At 73.2% G+C, this 14761-nt stretch carries 13 protein-coding genes; 8 read left to right on the forward strand and 5 right to left on the reverse strand.

The genetic code is table 11. The annotated features are described in order from the left end of the window. Positions 1-20: 20 nt before the first annotated feature. The 3 genes from JS756_RS23145 to JS756_RS23155 all read right to left on the reverse strand — a co-directional run bounded on the left by JS756_RS23145 (position 21) and on the right by JS756_RS23155 (position 3086). Complete coding sequence (locus JS756_RS23145) at positions 21-671, reverse strand: putative DNA-mimic protein (RefSeq protein ID WP_205385102.1); 651 nt, start codon at positions 669-671, stop codon at positions 21-23. Positions 672-772: 101 nt separating this feature from the next. Beyond that, positions 773-1474 (reverse strand): GntR family transcriptional regulator, encoded by a 702-nt coding sequence (locus JS756_RS23150; protein ID WP_205385103.1) that lies wholly within the window; start codon positions 1472-1474, stop codon positions 773-775. Between the two features lie 253 nt (positions 1475-1727). Further along, positions 1728-3086: an aspartate aminotransferase family protein gene (locus tag JS756_RS23155; protein WP_205385104.1), complete on the reverse strand. Its 1359-nt coding sequence runs from the start codon at positions 3084-3086 to the stop codon at positions 1728-1730. 324 nt (positions 3087-3410) lie between these two features. Here JS756_RS23155 and JS756_RS23160 point away from each other — a divergent pair, with 324 nt between their 5' ends. Next, positions 3411-5630: a serine/threonine-protein kinase gene (locus tag JS756_RS23160; RefSeq protein WP_205385105.1), complete on the forward strand. Its 2220-nt coding sequence runs from the start codon at positions 3411-3413 to the stop codon at positions 5628-5630. Between the two features lie 58 nt (positions 5631-5688). Here JS756_RS23160 and JS756_RS23165 read toward each other — a convergent pair whose 3' ends face one another. Continuing rightward, complete coding sequence (locus JS756_RS23165; RefSeq protein WP_205385106.1) at positions 5689-6441, reverse strand: SLATT domain-containing protein; 753 nt, start codon at positions 6439-6441, stop codon at positions 5689-5691. Between the two features lie 282 nt (positions 6442-6723). Here JS756_RS23165 and JS756_RS23170 point away from each other — a divergent pair, with 282 nt between their 5' ends. The 7 genes from JS756_RS23170 to JS756_RS23200 all read left to right on the forward strand — a co-directional run bounded on the left by JS756_RS23170 (position 6724) and on the right by JS756_RS23200 (position 13696). After that, positions 6724-7068, forward strand: coding sequence for a YbaB/EbfC family nucleoid-associated protein (locus JS756_RS23170; RefSeq protein WP_205385107.1), 345 nt, complete (start codon positions 6724-6726; stop codon positions 7066-7068). A 59-nt stretch (positions 7069-7127) separates the two neighbouring features. Continuing rightward, positions 7128-7727 carry a recombination mediator RecR gene (gene recR / locus JS756_RS23175; RefSeq protein WP_205385108.1) on the forward strand — a complete coding sequence of 200 codons (600 nt, stop codon included), beginning with the start codon at positions 7128-7130 and terminating at the stop codon, positions 7725-7727. Then, complete coding sequence (locus JS756_RS23180; RefSeq protein WP_205385109.1) at positions 7720-8379, forward strand: DUF5063 domain-containing protein; 660 nt, start codon at positions 7720-7722, stop codon at positions 8377-8379. Before recR ends, JS756_RS23180 begins: the two co-directional genes overlap by 8 nt. 574 nt (positions 8380-8953) lie before the next feature. Next, entirely contained in the window at positions 8954-10231 is a 1278-nt protein-coding gene (locus tag JS756_RS23185; protein ID WP_205385110.1) for an aspartate kinase, read from the forward strand. 28 nt (positions 10232-10259) lie between these two features. After that, positions 10260-11312 carry an aspartate-semialdehyde dehydrogenase gene (locus tag JS756_RS23190; protein ID WP_205385111.1) on the forward strand — a complete coding sequence of 351 codons (1053 nt, stop codon included), beginning with the start codon at positions 10260-10262 and terminating at the stop codon, positions 11310-11312. A 345-nt stretch (positions 11313-11657) separates the two neighbouring features. Then, positions 11658-12335 (forward strand): SigE family RNA polymerase sigma factor, encoded by a 678-nt coding sequence (locus JS756_RS23195; protein ID WP_205385112.1) that lies wholly within the window; start codon positions 11658-11660, stop codon positions 12333-12335. Beyond that, positions 12332-13696 (forward strand): hypothetical protein, encoded by a 1365-nt coding sequence (locus JS756_RS23200; RefSeq protein ID WP_240204218.1) that lies wholly within the window; start codon positions 12332-12334, stop codon positions 13694-13696. Before JS756_RS23195 ends, JS756_RS23200 begins: the two co-directional genes overlap by 4 nt. A gap of 85 nt (positions 13697-13781) precedes the next feature. Here the strand turns inward: JS756_RS23200 and JS756_RS23205 are convergent, their stop codons facing one another. Next, on the reverse strand, positions 13782-14588 hold the full coding sequence (locus tag JS756_RS23205) for an SURF1 family protein (protein WP_205385113.1): 807 nt from the start codon (positions 14586-14588) through the stop codon (positions 13782-13784). Positions 14589-14761 lie beyond the last annotated feature (173 nt).

Raw genomic sequence — 14761 nt, forward strand, 5'->3', positions numbered from 1 at the left:
GGGCGCCGGCGGCCCGGCCGTCAGCTGAACACGATCATCGAGCCCTGGGCCAGGCTCCGCGTCGCCGCCGCGTGCAGCCCCAGCCAGACGTGGCGCTCCCGGGCGAACGGGCTGGGGTCGTGCGGCGCCGGGGCGGCCGGCTGCTCCAGGTCCGTCGGGGCGGGCGGCGGTTCGGGCGCGGCCGGCGGGTTGGCCGGGTCGATGCCGATCGCCGCCGCGACCTGCTCAAGCTCCCGCAGCAGCGCATGCGTTGAGCCCAACGGGCCGCCCCCCGCCAGCAGTTCGTCGTCGAACAGGGGAGTGGGGAAGTCCAGAGGGACGTAGGCGCCCGCATGGTCGTAGTGCCACACCAGATGGGACTGCTGGGCCGTGGTCTCGAACATCTCCAGCAACTGCTCGTAGTCGCCGCCCAGTTCGTCCACCGGCGTCACCGGCAGCCCGCACACCTGGAGCAGGTAGGCGCGGCGCAGGAAATGCAGGGCGTCGTAGTCGAAGCCGGCCACCGGGGCGACCTCGCCGGACAGCCCCGGCATGTACTGGTACACCGGCACCGGCGGGAGTCCGGACTCGGCAAGCACCTTGTTGTACTGCGCGAGTTCCTCGGCGAACGGGTTGTCGGGCGTGTGGCACAACACGTCGACGAGCGGTACCAGCCACAGGTCACAGGCCAAAGAGGGCTCCTCACACAACAACGCACGGCAACAGGGGGCACACGCGGTGGTCAAGGCAGATTAGTCGGTGCCCGAAGGTCCCGTACCCCCACCGGGGGTCCTCAGCCGTCCGCGAGCCGTTCGATCACGGCGAGCGAGTGCGCGTTGTACGCGGTGACGATCGCCCGTGCCGCCTCGGTGTCCCGTCGCAGCAGGGCGTCGACCAGCTCCGTGTGGCGCGCCCACAGCCGGCCCCGCAGATCCGGCAGGCGCCGCAGATGCTGCACCGCGCACACCCAGGACTGCACCCGCAGCCGGTGCAGGAAGTCGGCGAGGTAGGGGTTGCCGAACAGGGCGCTCAGCTCGCGCCAGAACCGCAGGTCGTACCCGATCAGCACGATGAGGTCGCCGGCCGCCGCCGCCCGCTGCGCCTCCTCGCCACGCCGCCGTACCCCGACCACGGCGCCCGCCAGCTGCGGGTCCTCCAGGTTCCGGTAGCCCCGGTGGCCGTCGTCCAGGGCGAGGAACATCCCCTCGATGACGAGGCTGCGGGCCTCGATGATGTCGCGGTAGTCCTCGACGGAGTACTCGCGGACCCTGAAGCCCCGGTGCTGGTCGGCCTCCAGCAAGCCCTGCGCGGACAGGTTCACCAGCGCCTCGCGCACCGGGGTCGCGGAGACGCCGTACTGCTCGGCGATCTCCTTCACCGTGAAGGCCCGCCCCGGCCCCAGCCGGCCGGCCAGCACCTCGTCGCGAAGCGCGTCGGCGATCTGCTGCCGCAGGGTGCTGCGGGTCACGGCGCCGTTTCCGGTGCTGCCGGGCATGGTCGGGTGGCTCCCTCTCCACGTGCGGGTGGCGTGCTCGTCGGACTCGGCGATCCGCGTGACCTCCGTGATCCCTGTGATCGCCCTCAGTGGTCCCAGTGGTCCCAGGGGTCTCGGGGATCTCGGGGATCTTGGGGATCCGCCTCCACGAGCACGCCACCTTACGCTTCCGGCAGCCGGGCCGCCCTACCCGCGTAGCGTCATCGCCCGGATCCCCGCCGGGCCGGGGCACCGCCGGGGATCCGGGCACGCCTCAGACGGCGTACCGGTCGGCCACCGACAGCGCCGCGTCCAGCGCCTCGAAGCCCTCCTTCAGCTCGGCCTCGGTCACGTTGCACGGCGGCACCACATGCGTCCGGTTCATGTTCACGAACGGCCACAGCCCGTGCTCCTTGGCCGCCGCCGCGAAGGCCGCCATCGGCGCGTTCGCCTCGCCGACCGCGTTGTACGGCACCAACGGCTCCCGCGTCTCACGGTTGCGCACCAGCTCCAGTGCCCAGAACATGCCGGTGCCGCGCACCTCGCCGACGCATGTGTGCCGCTCGGCCAGCGCCCGCAGCGCCGGCTCGACCACCGAGGCACCGAGCCGGGCCGCGTTCTCGACGACGCCCTCCTCCGCCATCACCCGGAGCGTGGCGACGGCGGCGGCGCAGGCCAGCGGATGCCCGGAGTACGTCAGACCGCCCGGGTAGGGCCGCCGGCCGAAGGTCTCGGCGATCGCCGGCGAGATGGCGACCCCGCCGAGCGGTACGTACCCGCTGTTCACGCCCTTGGCGAAGGTCATCAGGTCCGGCACGACCCCGTAGAGGTCCGCCGCGAACCACTCACCGGTGCGGCCGAACCCGGCCATCACCTCGTCCAGCACGAACACGATCCCGTGCTTGTCGCACAGCTCGCGCACCCCGGCCAGATAGCCCGGCGGCGGCATCATGATCCCGGCGGTGCCCGGGACCGTCTCCAGGATGATCGCCGCGATGGTCCCCGGACCCTCGAACGCGATCGTCGTCTCCAGGTGCTCCAGCGCCCGCGCGCACTCCTGCTCCTCGGTCTCGGCGTAGAAACGGGACCGGTACAGGAAGGGCGCCCAGAAGCGCACCACGCCGTTCGTGCCGCTGTCGTTGGCCCAGCGGCGCGGGTCGCCGGTGATGTTGACCGCCTGCTGCGTGCCGCCGTGGTACGAGCGGTAGGCCGACAGCACCTTCGGGCGGCCCGTGTGCAGACGGGCCATGCGCACCGCGTGCTCGACGGCGTCGGCGCCGCCGTTGGTGAAGAAGATCCTGTCCAGGTCGCCGGGGGTGCGCTCGGCGATGAGCCGTGCCGCCTCGGACCGCGCCTCGACGGCGAAGGCGGGCGCGAACGTCGTCATCGTCGCGGCCTGCTCCTGGATCGCGGCGACGACTCGGGGGTGCTGGTAGCCGATGTTGGTGTAGACGAGGCCGCTGGTGAAGTCGAGGTACCGCTTGCCGTCGTAGTCCCAGAAGTACGACCCCTCCGCGCCGGCCACGGCGAGCGGGTCGATGAGGTCCTGCGCGGACCAGGAGTGGAACACATGCGCACGGTCCGCGGCCTTCACGGCGGCGCCGGCCTGGGGGTCGGGCAGATGAGGGGTCATGCGGGCGAGCGTAGGTGTCCGGGATGCGGACGCGGTATCGGCGTCCTGTCTGCGGTCGGGGGCGATCCGCGACAGGTTGTCGATCCCGTCGGCGTGCGGCGGTCGGGCCGCCGGCCGGCCGCACGCCCACCGCGGCATGGCGAGCGGGCGTGCGACCGCAGGGCCGGAACGGCTCCTCCGCGGTGCCGGCGGCACTCCGCCGCCGGCACCGCGGCCCGGGCGCACCTGTTACTCAACCGTAGAGACCGGCCCGCCCACCTGCCGGAATCCGGCACTATCCTCGGGCTGTCGGAGGGGCGCGCACGGGGGGAGGGGCGGTCGGCCATGGAGCGACTGGGGCCGGGGGAGCCGCAGAGGATCGGGGCGTACCGGCTGCTGGCGCGGCTGGGTGCGGGCGGCATGGGCGAGGTGTACCTGGCCCGGTCCGACCGGGGCCGCACGGTCGCCGTCAAACTGGTCCGCGAGGAACTCGCCGCGCAGGAGGAGTTCCGGGAGCGGTTCCGCCAGGAGGTGCGGGCCGCGCAGCGGGTCGGAGGCCACTGGACCGCGCCCGTGCTGGACGCCGACACCGAGGCGGCCGTGCCCTGGCTGGCCACCGGGTACGTCGCCGGGCCCAGCCTGCAGCAGGTCGTCGGCCACGACCACGGGGCCCTGCCCGAGCGCTCGGTGCGGATCCTGGCGGCCGGACTCGCCCACGCCCTGCAGGACATCCACGCCGCCGGCATCGTCCACCGCGACCTCAAGCCGTCCAACGTGCTCGTGACGATCGACGGTCCCCGGGTCATCGACTTCGGGATCGCGCGAGCCCTGGAGACGGTGACCGAGGGCGGCCTCACCCGTACCGGCTCGCTGGTCGGCTCGCCCGGTTTCATGGCTCCGGAGCAGGTGCGGGGCGACCGCATCACGCCCGCGTGCGACGTCTTCTGCCTCGGCTCGGTGCTCGCCTACGCCGCCACGGGCCGGCTGCCCTTCGGCTCCGCCAACAGCGGCGTGCACGCCCTGATGTTCCGCATAGCCCAGGAGGAACCGGACCTGGAGGGCGTGCCGGAGGGCATCGCCGACCTGGTCCGCGACTGCCTCAAGAAGGACCCCGGTGCCCGCCCCGGTCTCGACCGCGTCCTGGAGCGGACGGGCGCCGACGACACCGTCTCCGACGGCCGCTCCCGCGACCCCTGGCTGCCGAGCGCCCTGGTGGCCCAGTTGGGGCGGCACGCCGTGCGGCTGCTGGACACGGAGGACCCGGAGGGGCCCGCGGCAGCGCCTGCGCCGTCCGCAGGTGGAGGCGTGCCCGCCGCCCCGCGGCAGGCCGCCCCCGCCGGCCCCGCCACGCCCGCTGCCCCGCCGGCGCCCATGGGACCGGCCGCAGCCGGCGCACCGGTCCGGCCGTCGGCCGCGGCGCCGGACCCGGGCCCGCCCGGGCAGCCGCCGGGGCACACGCCGACGACCGTCGCGGACCCGGGCGGAGCCCCGGGCGCGGGCCAGGAACCGCCCGTGCCGCCGCCCGCACACCCGCAGACCCCGTCGCCCCAGCAGGGGTACGGCTATCCCCAGCAGCCCCAGCAGCCCCAGCAGCCCCAGCAGCCCCAGCAGCCCCAGCAGGCGTACGGCTACCCCCAGCAGCCCCAGCAGCCGTACCCCGGGGCGGGGTACGCCCCGCCCGCGCACGGCCACCCCCAGCAGCCCGGCGGCTGGGCGACCGGCCTGCCTGCGATCCCGCAGCAGCCGTATCCGCAGCAGCCCCAGCAGCCGTACCCGCCCCAGCAGCCGTACGGCGCGGGTGGGGCGTCCCCGGCGACCGCCGGTCCGCCCTACGCCGGTCCGCCCTACGGCCCCGGGGGTCAGGTACCCGGCGCCGGGGCCCCGCCCTACGGTGCCGGTGGCGGTCTCGGTTCCACGCCGCCCTACGGCCCGCCGCCGGTCGCGGCCACCACGGCCGCTCCACCCGGCGGCCCCGCGCCCTCGCCCGGGCGCAACACCCGCACCACCGCCCTCCTCGTCGTGATCGCCCTGGTCGTGGCGCTGGCCGCGGGCGGCGCCGTGTACGCGCTGATGCGGGGGAGCGAGACCCCCGCACCGAATCCGACGCCCCCCGCGGCGCCGACGCGGGCCGACACGTCCCCCTCGACCGAGCCGACGCCCACCGAGCCGTCCGCGTCGCCGTCCACCGAGTCCGCGTCGCCGCAGGCGGGCGCGGTCCCCGGGGGGTACGTGGGCACCTGGGCGACGACGATCGACAACGCCGGCGGCGCGAACCCACGCCGGCTCACGATCAGCCAGGGCCAGGTGGGCGACACGGTCCTCACCCTCGTCGCCGACGGTCCCGCAGGCACCGGCACCTACCACTGCGTGTTCGAGGCGAAGCTGACCCAACGCCCGCGTCCGCAAGGACCGTTGGAGATCGGTTCGTCGACGGTGACGACCGGGGAGCCGGCTTCGTCCTGTTCGCCGGGTGCCCCGACGACGGTCACGCTGCTGCCGGACGGGCGGCTGGAGCGGCTGAACACGAGCACCGGGGAGAAGTTGATCTACACCCGGCAGGGCTGAGACGGCCGGACGCGTCGGGTGACCGCGGCCGTCCGCATCCCCCGGGGGCGGATCGGGCTCAGCGCGGTTCCGGGGGACGCTGCCGGGGCATGTTGGGCCGCGCGCCGCCCGGCGGCACCGGAAAGCGACCGCCCGCGCCCGTGGTCTCCGACCGGGCGGCCCCGCCCGCGGCCACCGCCGAGTGGATCCCCATCGGCGTGGAACCGGTGCGGAACTCCACCATCCAGTCCGTCGTCTCCGTCCGCACCAGTTCCGTCACGTCCTCCGAGAAGCGCCGCAGCACGCCGAGGCACCGCTCGGCGGCCTCACCGGCCGTCCCGTCCGTCGGCCCCAGCACCTCCCGCACGCTCTCCAAGGCCCAGTCGAACTGCAGCACCTGGAGCCGGCGCTGCACCGCCTGGGCGGTGGCGACGTCCCTTATCCACCCCGCCGTCACCCCGAAGAACCGGTCCACGCCCACACACGCCACGGCCAGCAGCAGTGCGAGATACCCCCAGGGGGCGACCCCGCCCATGACACCGGTGAGATCCAGCAGCGGCAGCGCCGCCGCCGACACCGCGCCCGCGGCCGCCCCCGACCGCAGCATGCGCGCCCCGCGCCGCTTCCACACCCGGTCCGTCAGGTACCAGGCCGCCGTCTCCAGCGCGCCGCGCTCCACCCAGCGATACAGGTCGTCAAGGCGCTGGGCGGGGTCCCCCCAGTCGCCGAGCGGGAACGCCCGCCCGGTCAGGTCACCCGGCCGCAGGTCCGCCCCGCCCTCTCCCCGCCCGTCCTGCGGCGGACCCTCGGGCTGCATCTCCGGCTGACCCACCCGGCACTCCCTAATGACGAACGGTCACATTCTGTGACACATGATGCTGACGTGTGCTCTGAGCCGGACCCTTCCTACCGCCCAATGGGTGGCGAAGAGACCGGTTTCCTCACCTTTCCGCCCGGAAGTGGGTCTTGATCAGGTATAGACCGCGCAATCGACTCACTCGAAAGAGTGCTGCGGCGACGCCGGTGCAGACCACGTAGGCTCGTGCCAGGCGGACCGGGACGAGGTCCGTGACGGCTTGACGACAGCTGACGACAGCACGACAGGAGCTGATCCGTGATCCCCGGTGGTGGCCAGCCGAACATGCAGCAGCTGCTCCAGCAGGCCCAGAAGATGCAGCAGGACCTGGCCAGGGCCCAGGAGGAACTGGCGCAGACCGAGGTCGAGGGCCAGGCCGGCGGCGGCCTGGTGCGGGCGACGGTCACGGGCGCCGGCGAGCTGCGCGCACTGAAGATCGACCCGAAGGCGGTGGACCCCGAGGACACCGAGACCCTCGCCGATCTGGTCGTCGCGGCCGTCCAGGCGGCCAACGAGAACGCGCAGACCCTCCAGCAGCAGAAGCTGGGCCCGCTCGCCCAGGGACTGGGCGGCGGCAGCGGTATTCCCGGTCTGCCTTTCTAAGACAGGCGGGCGGCATCTACCGTACGTAGAGAAGCAGAACGAGGAAGGACGGCAGTCCGTTGTACGAAGGCGTGGTGCAGGACCTCATCGACGAGCTGGGGCGGCTGCCCGGCGTCGGTCCCAAGAGCGCGCAGCGGATCGCCTTCCACATCCTCCAGGCGGAGCCGACGGACGTCCGGCGCCTCGCCCAGGCCCTGCTCGAAGTGAAGGCGAAGGTCCGCTTCTGCGCCGTCTGCGGCAACGTGGCGCAGGAGGAGCAGTGCGCCGTGTGCCGCGACCCCCGCCGAGACGTGTCGGTCATCTGCGTCGTCGAGGAGCCCAAGGACGTCGTCGCGATCGAGCGCACCCGCGAGTTCCGGGGCCGGTACCACGTGCTGGGCGGAGCGATCAGCCCGATCGAGGGCGTGGGACCCGACGACCTGCGTATACGAGAACTTCTCGCGCGGTTGGCCGACGGGACGGTCACGGAGCTGATCCTGGCCACCGATCCGAATCTCGAGGGCGAGGCCACGGCCACGTACCTCGCACGCATGATCAAGCCCATGGGCCTGAAGGTCACCCGCCTGGCCAGCGGCCTCCCGGTGGGTGGCGACCTGGAATACGCGGACGAGGTCACCCTCGGCCGCGCCTTCGAGGGGAGACGACTCCTAGATGTCTGACGCCACGCTGCATGCGACCGGGCACAACCCGGACGACTTCGCGGTCCAGATCGCGGACCAGGTGGAGAGCTTCCTGGTGGCCGTCACGGAGGTCGCCAAGGGCGACGAGCCGGCCTCGGCGGTCCCCTTCCTCCTCCTTGAGGTCTCCCAGCTGCTGCTGGCCGGCGGTCGCCTGGGCGCGCACGAGGACGTCGTTCCCGACGAGCGCTACGAGCCCGACCCCGGCCCGGAGCCGGACGCCGACGGGCTGCGCGAGAACCTGGCCCGCCTGCTGGAGCCGATCGACGTCTACTCCGAGGTCTTCGACCCCTACGAGCCCCGCAAGGCGCCCGTCCCGGCCCGCATCTCCGACGACCTGGCCGACGTCATCACCGACCTGCGCCACGGCATGGCCCACTACCGCGCCGGCCGGACCAGCGAGGCCCTGTGGTGGTGGCAGTTCTCGTACTTCTCCAACTGGGGCTCGACCGCGTCCGCGACCCTGCGCGCCCTCCACTCGATCCTCGCCCACGTCCGGCTGAACCAGCCCCTCCAGGAGTTGGACGGGCTGGACACCGACCAGGGCATGGGGGACGAGACCCTGGAGTTCGAGGCGGGCGAGGTCATGGCCCAGGAGATCGCGGGTCCGCTGGGCATGAAGCAGGCGGACTGACCCCGCTGCGGCGGACGACGGTCCGCGGTGCCGGGACCGGCACCCGGGGCGGGGGGCGTGTCCTCAAGGCCGGGCGGATCGGTTCTTCTCCCCGGCTGCCGTGTTCCGGACAGTGAGGCTCGTGCGCCCCGTCGGCCTGCCGCCGCCTCCGAGTCGCCCGCGTGCCGGTGCCGTGCCGGGGCTCGGGAGTTCCGGGCGACCCCGCGTCGTGCGCCGTGGGGGAAGCCCCCCGGGGCGACGCGATCTTCCGGGGGTGTGACCGGGGCGGCGGCCCCGCAGGTCGCGGCGCCCTGCGCGTCCGGAGTGCCCCGCAGGCCGCCGCCGTGGTCGTCCCCCTTGCTGCCGCCGGGGTGCGACGGCCGGTTCCGCCCCCCGAACATGTGACCCGACCCACATTCCCGCGTGCCCTCCCGCCCCTTGGGCATGAGCCCTCTGGACGCGAGCGGCCGGAGCGGCCCCGGGGTATCTCACCATGCGATATCGCGGGGGGTGATTTCGGACGCTCGATAGACTGAACCGACCGCAGTGCACCGTCGTACATGCGGAAAGAACACAAACGGAGCGAGGAGCGCACGTGGGCCTTGTCGTGCAGAAGTACGGAGGCTCCTCCGTAGCCGATGCCGAGGGCATCAAGCGCGTCGCCAAGCGGATCGTGGAAGCCAAGAAGAACGGCCACCAGGTCGTCGCCGTGGTTTCCGCGATGGGCGACACGACGGACGAGCTGATCGATCTCGCCGAGCAGGTTTCCCCGATCCCTGCCGGGCGTGAGCTCGACATGCTGCTGACCGCCGGAGAGCGGATCTCCATGGCACTTCTGGCCATGGCGATCAAGAACCTTGGGCACAGCGCCCAGTCGTTCACCGGCAGCCAGGCAGGTGTCATCACCGACTCGGTCCACAACAAAGCGCGGATCATCGACGTGACGCCGGGCCGCATCCGCGACTCGCTGGACGGGGGCAACATCGCCATCGTCGCCGGCTTCCAGGGCGTCAGCCAGGACAGCAAGGACATCACCACCCTCGGGCGCGGTGGGTCCGACACCACGGCCGTGGCGCTGGCCGCCGCGCTCGACGCCGAGGTCTGCGAGATCTACACCGACGTCGACGGCGTGTTCACCGCCGACCCGCGCGTGGTGAAGAAGGCTCGGAAGATCGACTGGATCCAGTTCGAGGACATGCTCGAACTGGCCGCGTCCGGGTCCAAGGTGCTGCTCCACCGGTGTGTGGAGTACGCCCGCCGCTACAACATCCCGATCCACGTCCGCTCCAGCTTCAGCGGGCTGCAGGGCACGTGGGTCAGCAACGAGCCGATTCAGCAAGGGGAGAAGAAGGTGGAGCAGGCCATCATCTCCGGTGTCGCACACGACACCTCCGAGGCCAAGATCACGGTCGTCGGTGTGCCGGACAAGCCGGGCGAGGCCGCGTCCATCTTCCGGACCATCGCCGACGCCGAGATCAACATCGACATGGTCGTGCAGAACGTGTCCGCCGCGTCCACCGGACTGACGGACATCTCCTTCACCCTGCCGAAGACCGAGGGCCGCAAGGCCATCGACGCGCTGGAGAAGAACAAGGGCGGCATCGGCTTCGACTCGCTGCGCTACGACGACCAGATCGGCAAGATCTCGCTGGTGGGCGCCGGGATGAAGACCAACCCCGGTGTCACCGCGGACTTCTTCACCGCGCTGTCCGACGCGGGCGTGAACATCGAGCTCATCTCGACCTCCGAGATCCGCATCTCGGTCGTGACGCGCGCCGACGACGTCACGGAGGCCGTCCGGGCCGTGCACACCGCCTTCGGGCTGGACTCCGACACCGACGAGGCCGTCGTCTACGGAGGCACCGGGCGATGACCGCCCGACGTCACGGAGGCGCACGGCGATGAAGGGCCGACCGACGCTCGCGGTCGTGGGGGCGACCGGGGCCGTCGGCGCTGTCATGCTCCAGATCCTGTCCCAGCGGGCGGACGTCTGGGGCGAGATCCGTCTGATCGCCTCGCCGCGCTCGGCCGGCCGCAAGCTGTCCGTGCGCGGTGAGGAGGTCGAGGTGGCGGCGCTCGACGAAGCCGCCTTCGACGGCGTCGACGTCGCCATGTTCGACGTGCCCGACGACGTCTCCGCCCGGTGGGCACCCGTCGCCGCGGCCAAGGGCGTCGTGGTGGTCGACAACTCCGCGGCCTTCCGGATGGATCCGGACGTGCCGCTGGTGGTGCCCGAGGTCAACGCGCACACCGTGCGGAACCGGCCGCGCGGGATCGTCGCCAACCCCAACTGCACGACGCTGTCGATGATCGTCGCCCTGGGCGCGCTGCACGCCGAGTACGGGCTGCGCGAGCTGGTGGTGTCGTCGTACCAGGCGGTCAGCGGGTCCGGCCGGGCCGGGATCGACACGCTGCGGGAGCAGTTGTCCCTCGTCGCAGGTACCGAGCTGGGGACCGGCCCGGGCGACGTGCGGCGGGCGGTCGGTGACCGGACGGGGCCGTTCCCGGAGCCGGTCGCGCTGAACGTGGTGCCGTGGGCCGGGTCGCTGCGCGAGGACGGCTGGTCGTCGGAGGAGATGACGGTGCGGGACGAGTCCCGCAAGATCCTCGGGCTGCCGCAGCTGCCCGTCGCCGTCACCTGTGTGCGGGTGCCGGTCGTCACCACGCACTCGATGACGGTGCACGCCCGCTTCCAGGGCGAGGTCACCGTCGACGGCGCGCAGGAGATCCTCGCCACCGCGCCCGGTGTCGTGCTGTTCGACAACCCGGCCGCCGGTGAGTTCCCCACGCCCGCCGACGCGGTGGGCACCGACCCGACCTGGGTGGGGCGGGTGCGCCGGACACTGGACGACCCGACGGCGCTGGAGCTGTTCGTGTGCGGCGACAACCTGCGCAAGGGGGCCGCGCTGAACACCGCGCAGATCGCGGAACTGGTGGCGGAGGAGTTGGCGTAGGGCCCTTCCGCGGCGGGAAATCGAGTGTCTCTCCCGCGGTCCGTTTATAAGATCTGCATGATTGATGTGATCAGGGCAATGGTCCGGACCACTTGAGTACCGCCCCGGGGCGGCCGAAGATTTTCCTCCCCGCCCTCCGCAACCGCGCGGAGTGCGGGGAGCGTCTTTGCGGTGGCCCTGTGCTGGGGCGGAGGTGACGCGTGTCATCCGGGACGTGGGGACGGCCTGGAGCGGGCGTGGGGACGCCCGTTCGTTCGGACTTAGGGGAAGAGCGGGACTCATGGTCGGCGCAGAAGTGACGCCCGGCACGTACAACCCCGACGGGGGGAAGCGTGTCCAACTGGCGTGGCACAGGTACTCGACTTCACTGCGGCGGCGCGCGGGACGGCCTCGCGGCCCCCGTCCGCGGGCGGCCGCCGATCCCGCAGGCCAGGTGCGCCCGGCGGCATGCCGGTGATCGCGCCCATGCCCGCAGCGCGGCCCGCCCGCATACCCAGTCAGCGCGACGGAGCCGGACGGACCGCGGCCGCCGGCACCACCGTCGACCATCTCACCGAGACCTACCGCGCCCACTACCGCTCGCTGCTGGGCCTCGCCGCCCTCCTCCTCGACGACACCGCCTCCTGCGAGGACGTCGTGCAGGAGGCCTTCATCCGCGTGCACTCGGCACGCAAGCGGGTCCGCGACCCCGAGAAGACGCTCGCCTATCTGCGTCAGACGGTGGTCAACCTCTCCCGCTCGGCGCTGCGCCGACGCATCCTCGGCCTGAAGCTGCTGTCCAAGCCCATGCCGGACATGGCCAGCGCGGAGGAGGGCGCCTACGACCTGCTGGAGCGCGACTCGCTGATCAAGGCGATGAAAGGGCTCCAGCGCCGGCAGCGCGAGGTGCTCGTGCTGCGCTACTTCGCGGACATGACCGAGGCCCAGGTCGCCGAGACGCTCGGCATCTCGCTGGGCTCGGTCAAGGCGTACGGCTCGCGTGGCATCGCCGCGCTGCGCAAGGCGATGGAGGCCCGGGCATGACGGACGGCACGGGCGGCAACGGGGGCACGGACGGGTACGGGGCAGCGGGCGGGGACGACGCGCGGCGCGACCCGGGAGCCCGCCGCGCCCCGGACGCGCACGCCCGCCCGCGGCCCGAGCGGTCCCCGGACCACCGGCCCACCGGCGAGTGCCCCGCCACGGACCCGGGCGGTGTGCCGTACCCGGACGGGCCGCCCGACCGGGGCCCTACGCCGGACCTCGGCCCCGCGCCGGACCGGGGAGCCGAGCCTGCGCGGTGGCCCCGCACGCACGATCCGAAACACCTGCACGCTGGGAACGGAACTGTGAACGACGGCCTGGACGACCAGAGCCCGGGCGGGCTCGACTCGGACGAGCTGGCGCTGCGCCGCATGCTGCACCACGCGGTCCAGGAGATCGAGCCGCGCGACGGCGTCCTGGAGCACCTGCAGCGGGCGGTCCCCGCACGCCGGGCGCGCAAGCGCCAGGCGGCCGTCGGCGCGGCCGCCGCGGCCCTCTTCCTGGGGACGGCCGTCCCCGCACTGCTGCACGTCTCCCAGGCCACCGGCACCGTCGCCGACCCCTCCATCGCCGGCAACAGCTCGCAGGTCCAGGGCGGCACCGGCGAGGGCAAGAGCTCCGACGGCAAGGAGGGCGCGACCGGCAGCGGATCCGGCGCGGGCACCGGCAAGGGGCAGGGCGGCAGCAAGGACACCGGCCAGGGCAGGAGCGCCGGCCCGGGCACCGCCGCCTCGCAGGCCCCCGACCCGCGGGCCACCGGCCCCGCCGATCCTCCGCGGTGCACCGCCGGCCAGCTCGGCAGCGCCACGGCCACCGCCGACGTCCCGGACTCCGCCGGCATCGTGTACGGCGCGTTCCACCTGGTCAACGTCTCGGGCGCCAAGTGCGTGGTGGGCGGTGCGGGGAACATGGCCCTCCTCGCCAAGGGCGCCGCCGACCCGGCGAGGATCACGGTCGTGCAGCACACCGCGGGCGACGCCGCCCCCGATCTGCCCGATCCCTCGCTCAGCCTTCCCGAACTGGTCCTGGCGCCCGGCTCCGCGTTCGACGTGCGGTTCGCCTGGGTCCCGGAGGAGACCTGCCCCACCACCGGCGGGGGCGGCGGCGCCGACGGCGGCGGGGGCGACGGCACCGGCACGTCCTCGTCCGCTCCCTCGCCCAGCCCGGCCTCCACCGGCGTCGCCCCCGGCACGTCCACCGGCGGCGACACCGGCACCACGACCCAGCTGGTCACCGAGGACGGCACGGACGGCGGTGTCGTCGTCTCCTACACCCCGGCGACGGGCACGGAACCCGTCACCGTGACGGTGCCGCACGCCTGCGCGGGCACGGTGTACCGCACGGGGCTGCTGTCGCAGTAGCAGCGGAGCCGCCGCGGGACCGGAGCCGCGGTGGTAGAGGCGGAGGACGGGAGCCCGTTCCGGCGACGGGACGGGCCGCGCCCCCTCACGCCCCGGGGGCCCGGGCCGGCGCCGGGACGGGCGCGGACTCCTGCTCGGGGACGATCCCCAGCCGAGCGTCCCGCTGGTACTCCACCTCGCGCCGCAGCAGCCGGAACCACATGAACACCACGAACCCGGCGAAGACGAACCACTCCCCGGTGTAGCCGAGGTTCTGGAACGCCTTCAGGTCCAGCCCGCTGCCCGAGGGCGAGGCGGCCGGCACGGCCGTCATCCCGGCGTCGGCCCGGTCCAGGGTGACCCACGCGTCGTACAGGTCGTACGGCACGAGGTTCACCAGCGAGGCCGCACTGATCGCAGCCGTCTGCCCGGACGGCAGCCCGCCGCGGGCGCTGACGCCGTTGTCGCCGGGCGTCTCCGAGGCCTGGAGCGCTCCCGTGACACGGACCTCGCCCTTCGGCGGGGCAGGCGCCTTCGCCGGGTCGGCGATGCCCGGCAGCCAGCCGCGGACCACCGGCAGGGCCTTTCCTGAGTCGGTGCGCAGCAGGGTCAGGACGTAGAAGCCGCTCCTGCCGTCCAGTTCCCGGTCGGGGACGAGGAGCTGCTCGCCGTACCGGCCGGTCGCGGTGACCTGCTTGCCGGAGGTCTGCTTGTCGACGGGGAGCAGGTCGGCCAGCGGGCGGGCCGGCGCCCCGCGGTCGGCGGCGGCATCGGCCTCGGCGCTGCGGTGCTCGTCGACCCGCGCCTCGAACCGGCTCAGCTGCCAGGACCCCATGAACACGCAGAAGGGGATGGCCAGCAGCACGAAGACGTTGATCCCCCACCAGCGGGGCGTCAGCAGGAACCGGTACACGTCCTCCACGGTACGGTGCCCCGCGGCGGTTCCCGCACGCGGGCTCGTCCATCCCGCGCCGCGGGTCCGGGCGGGATGTCCACAGGCTGGGGACCTGGGCGATCGATACCAGGCCCGAGCGGGCAGGATGGCCACATGACTGAGAGCAACAGGTCCACCACAGGGGACCGGGA

Origin of the sequence: Streptomyces actuosus (genome assembly GCF_016921115.1) — a bacterium.
In the GTDB taxonomy this organism is placed as follows: Bacteria; Actinomycetota; Actinomycetes; order Streptomycetales; family Streptomycetaceae; genus Streptomyces; species Streptomyces actuosus_A.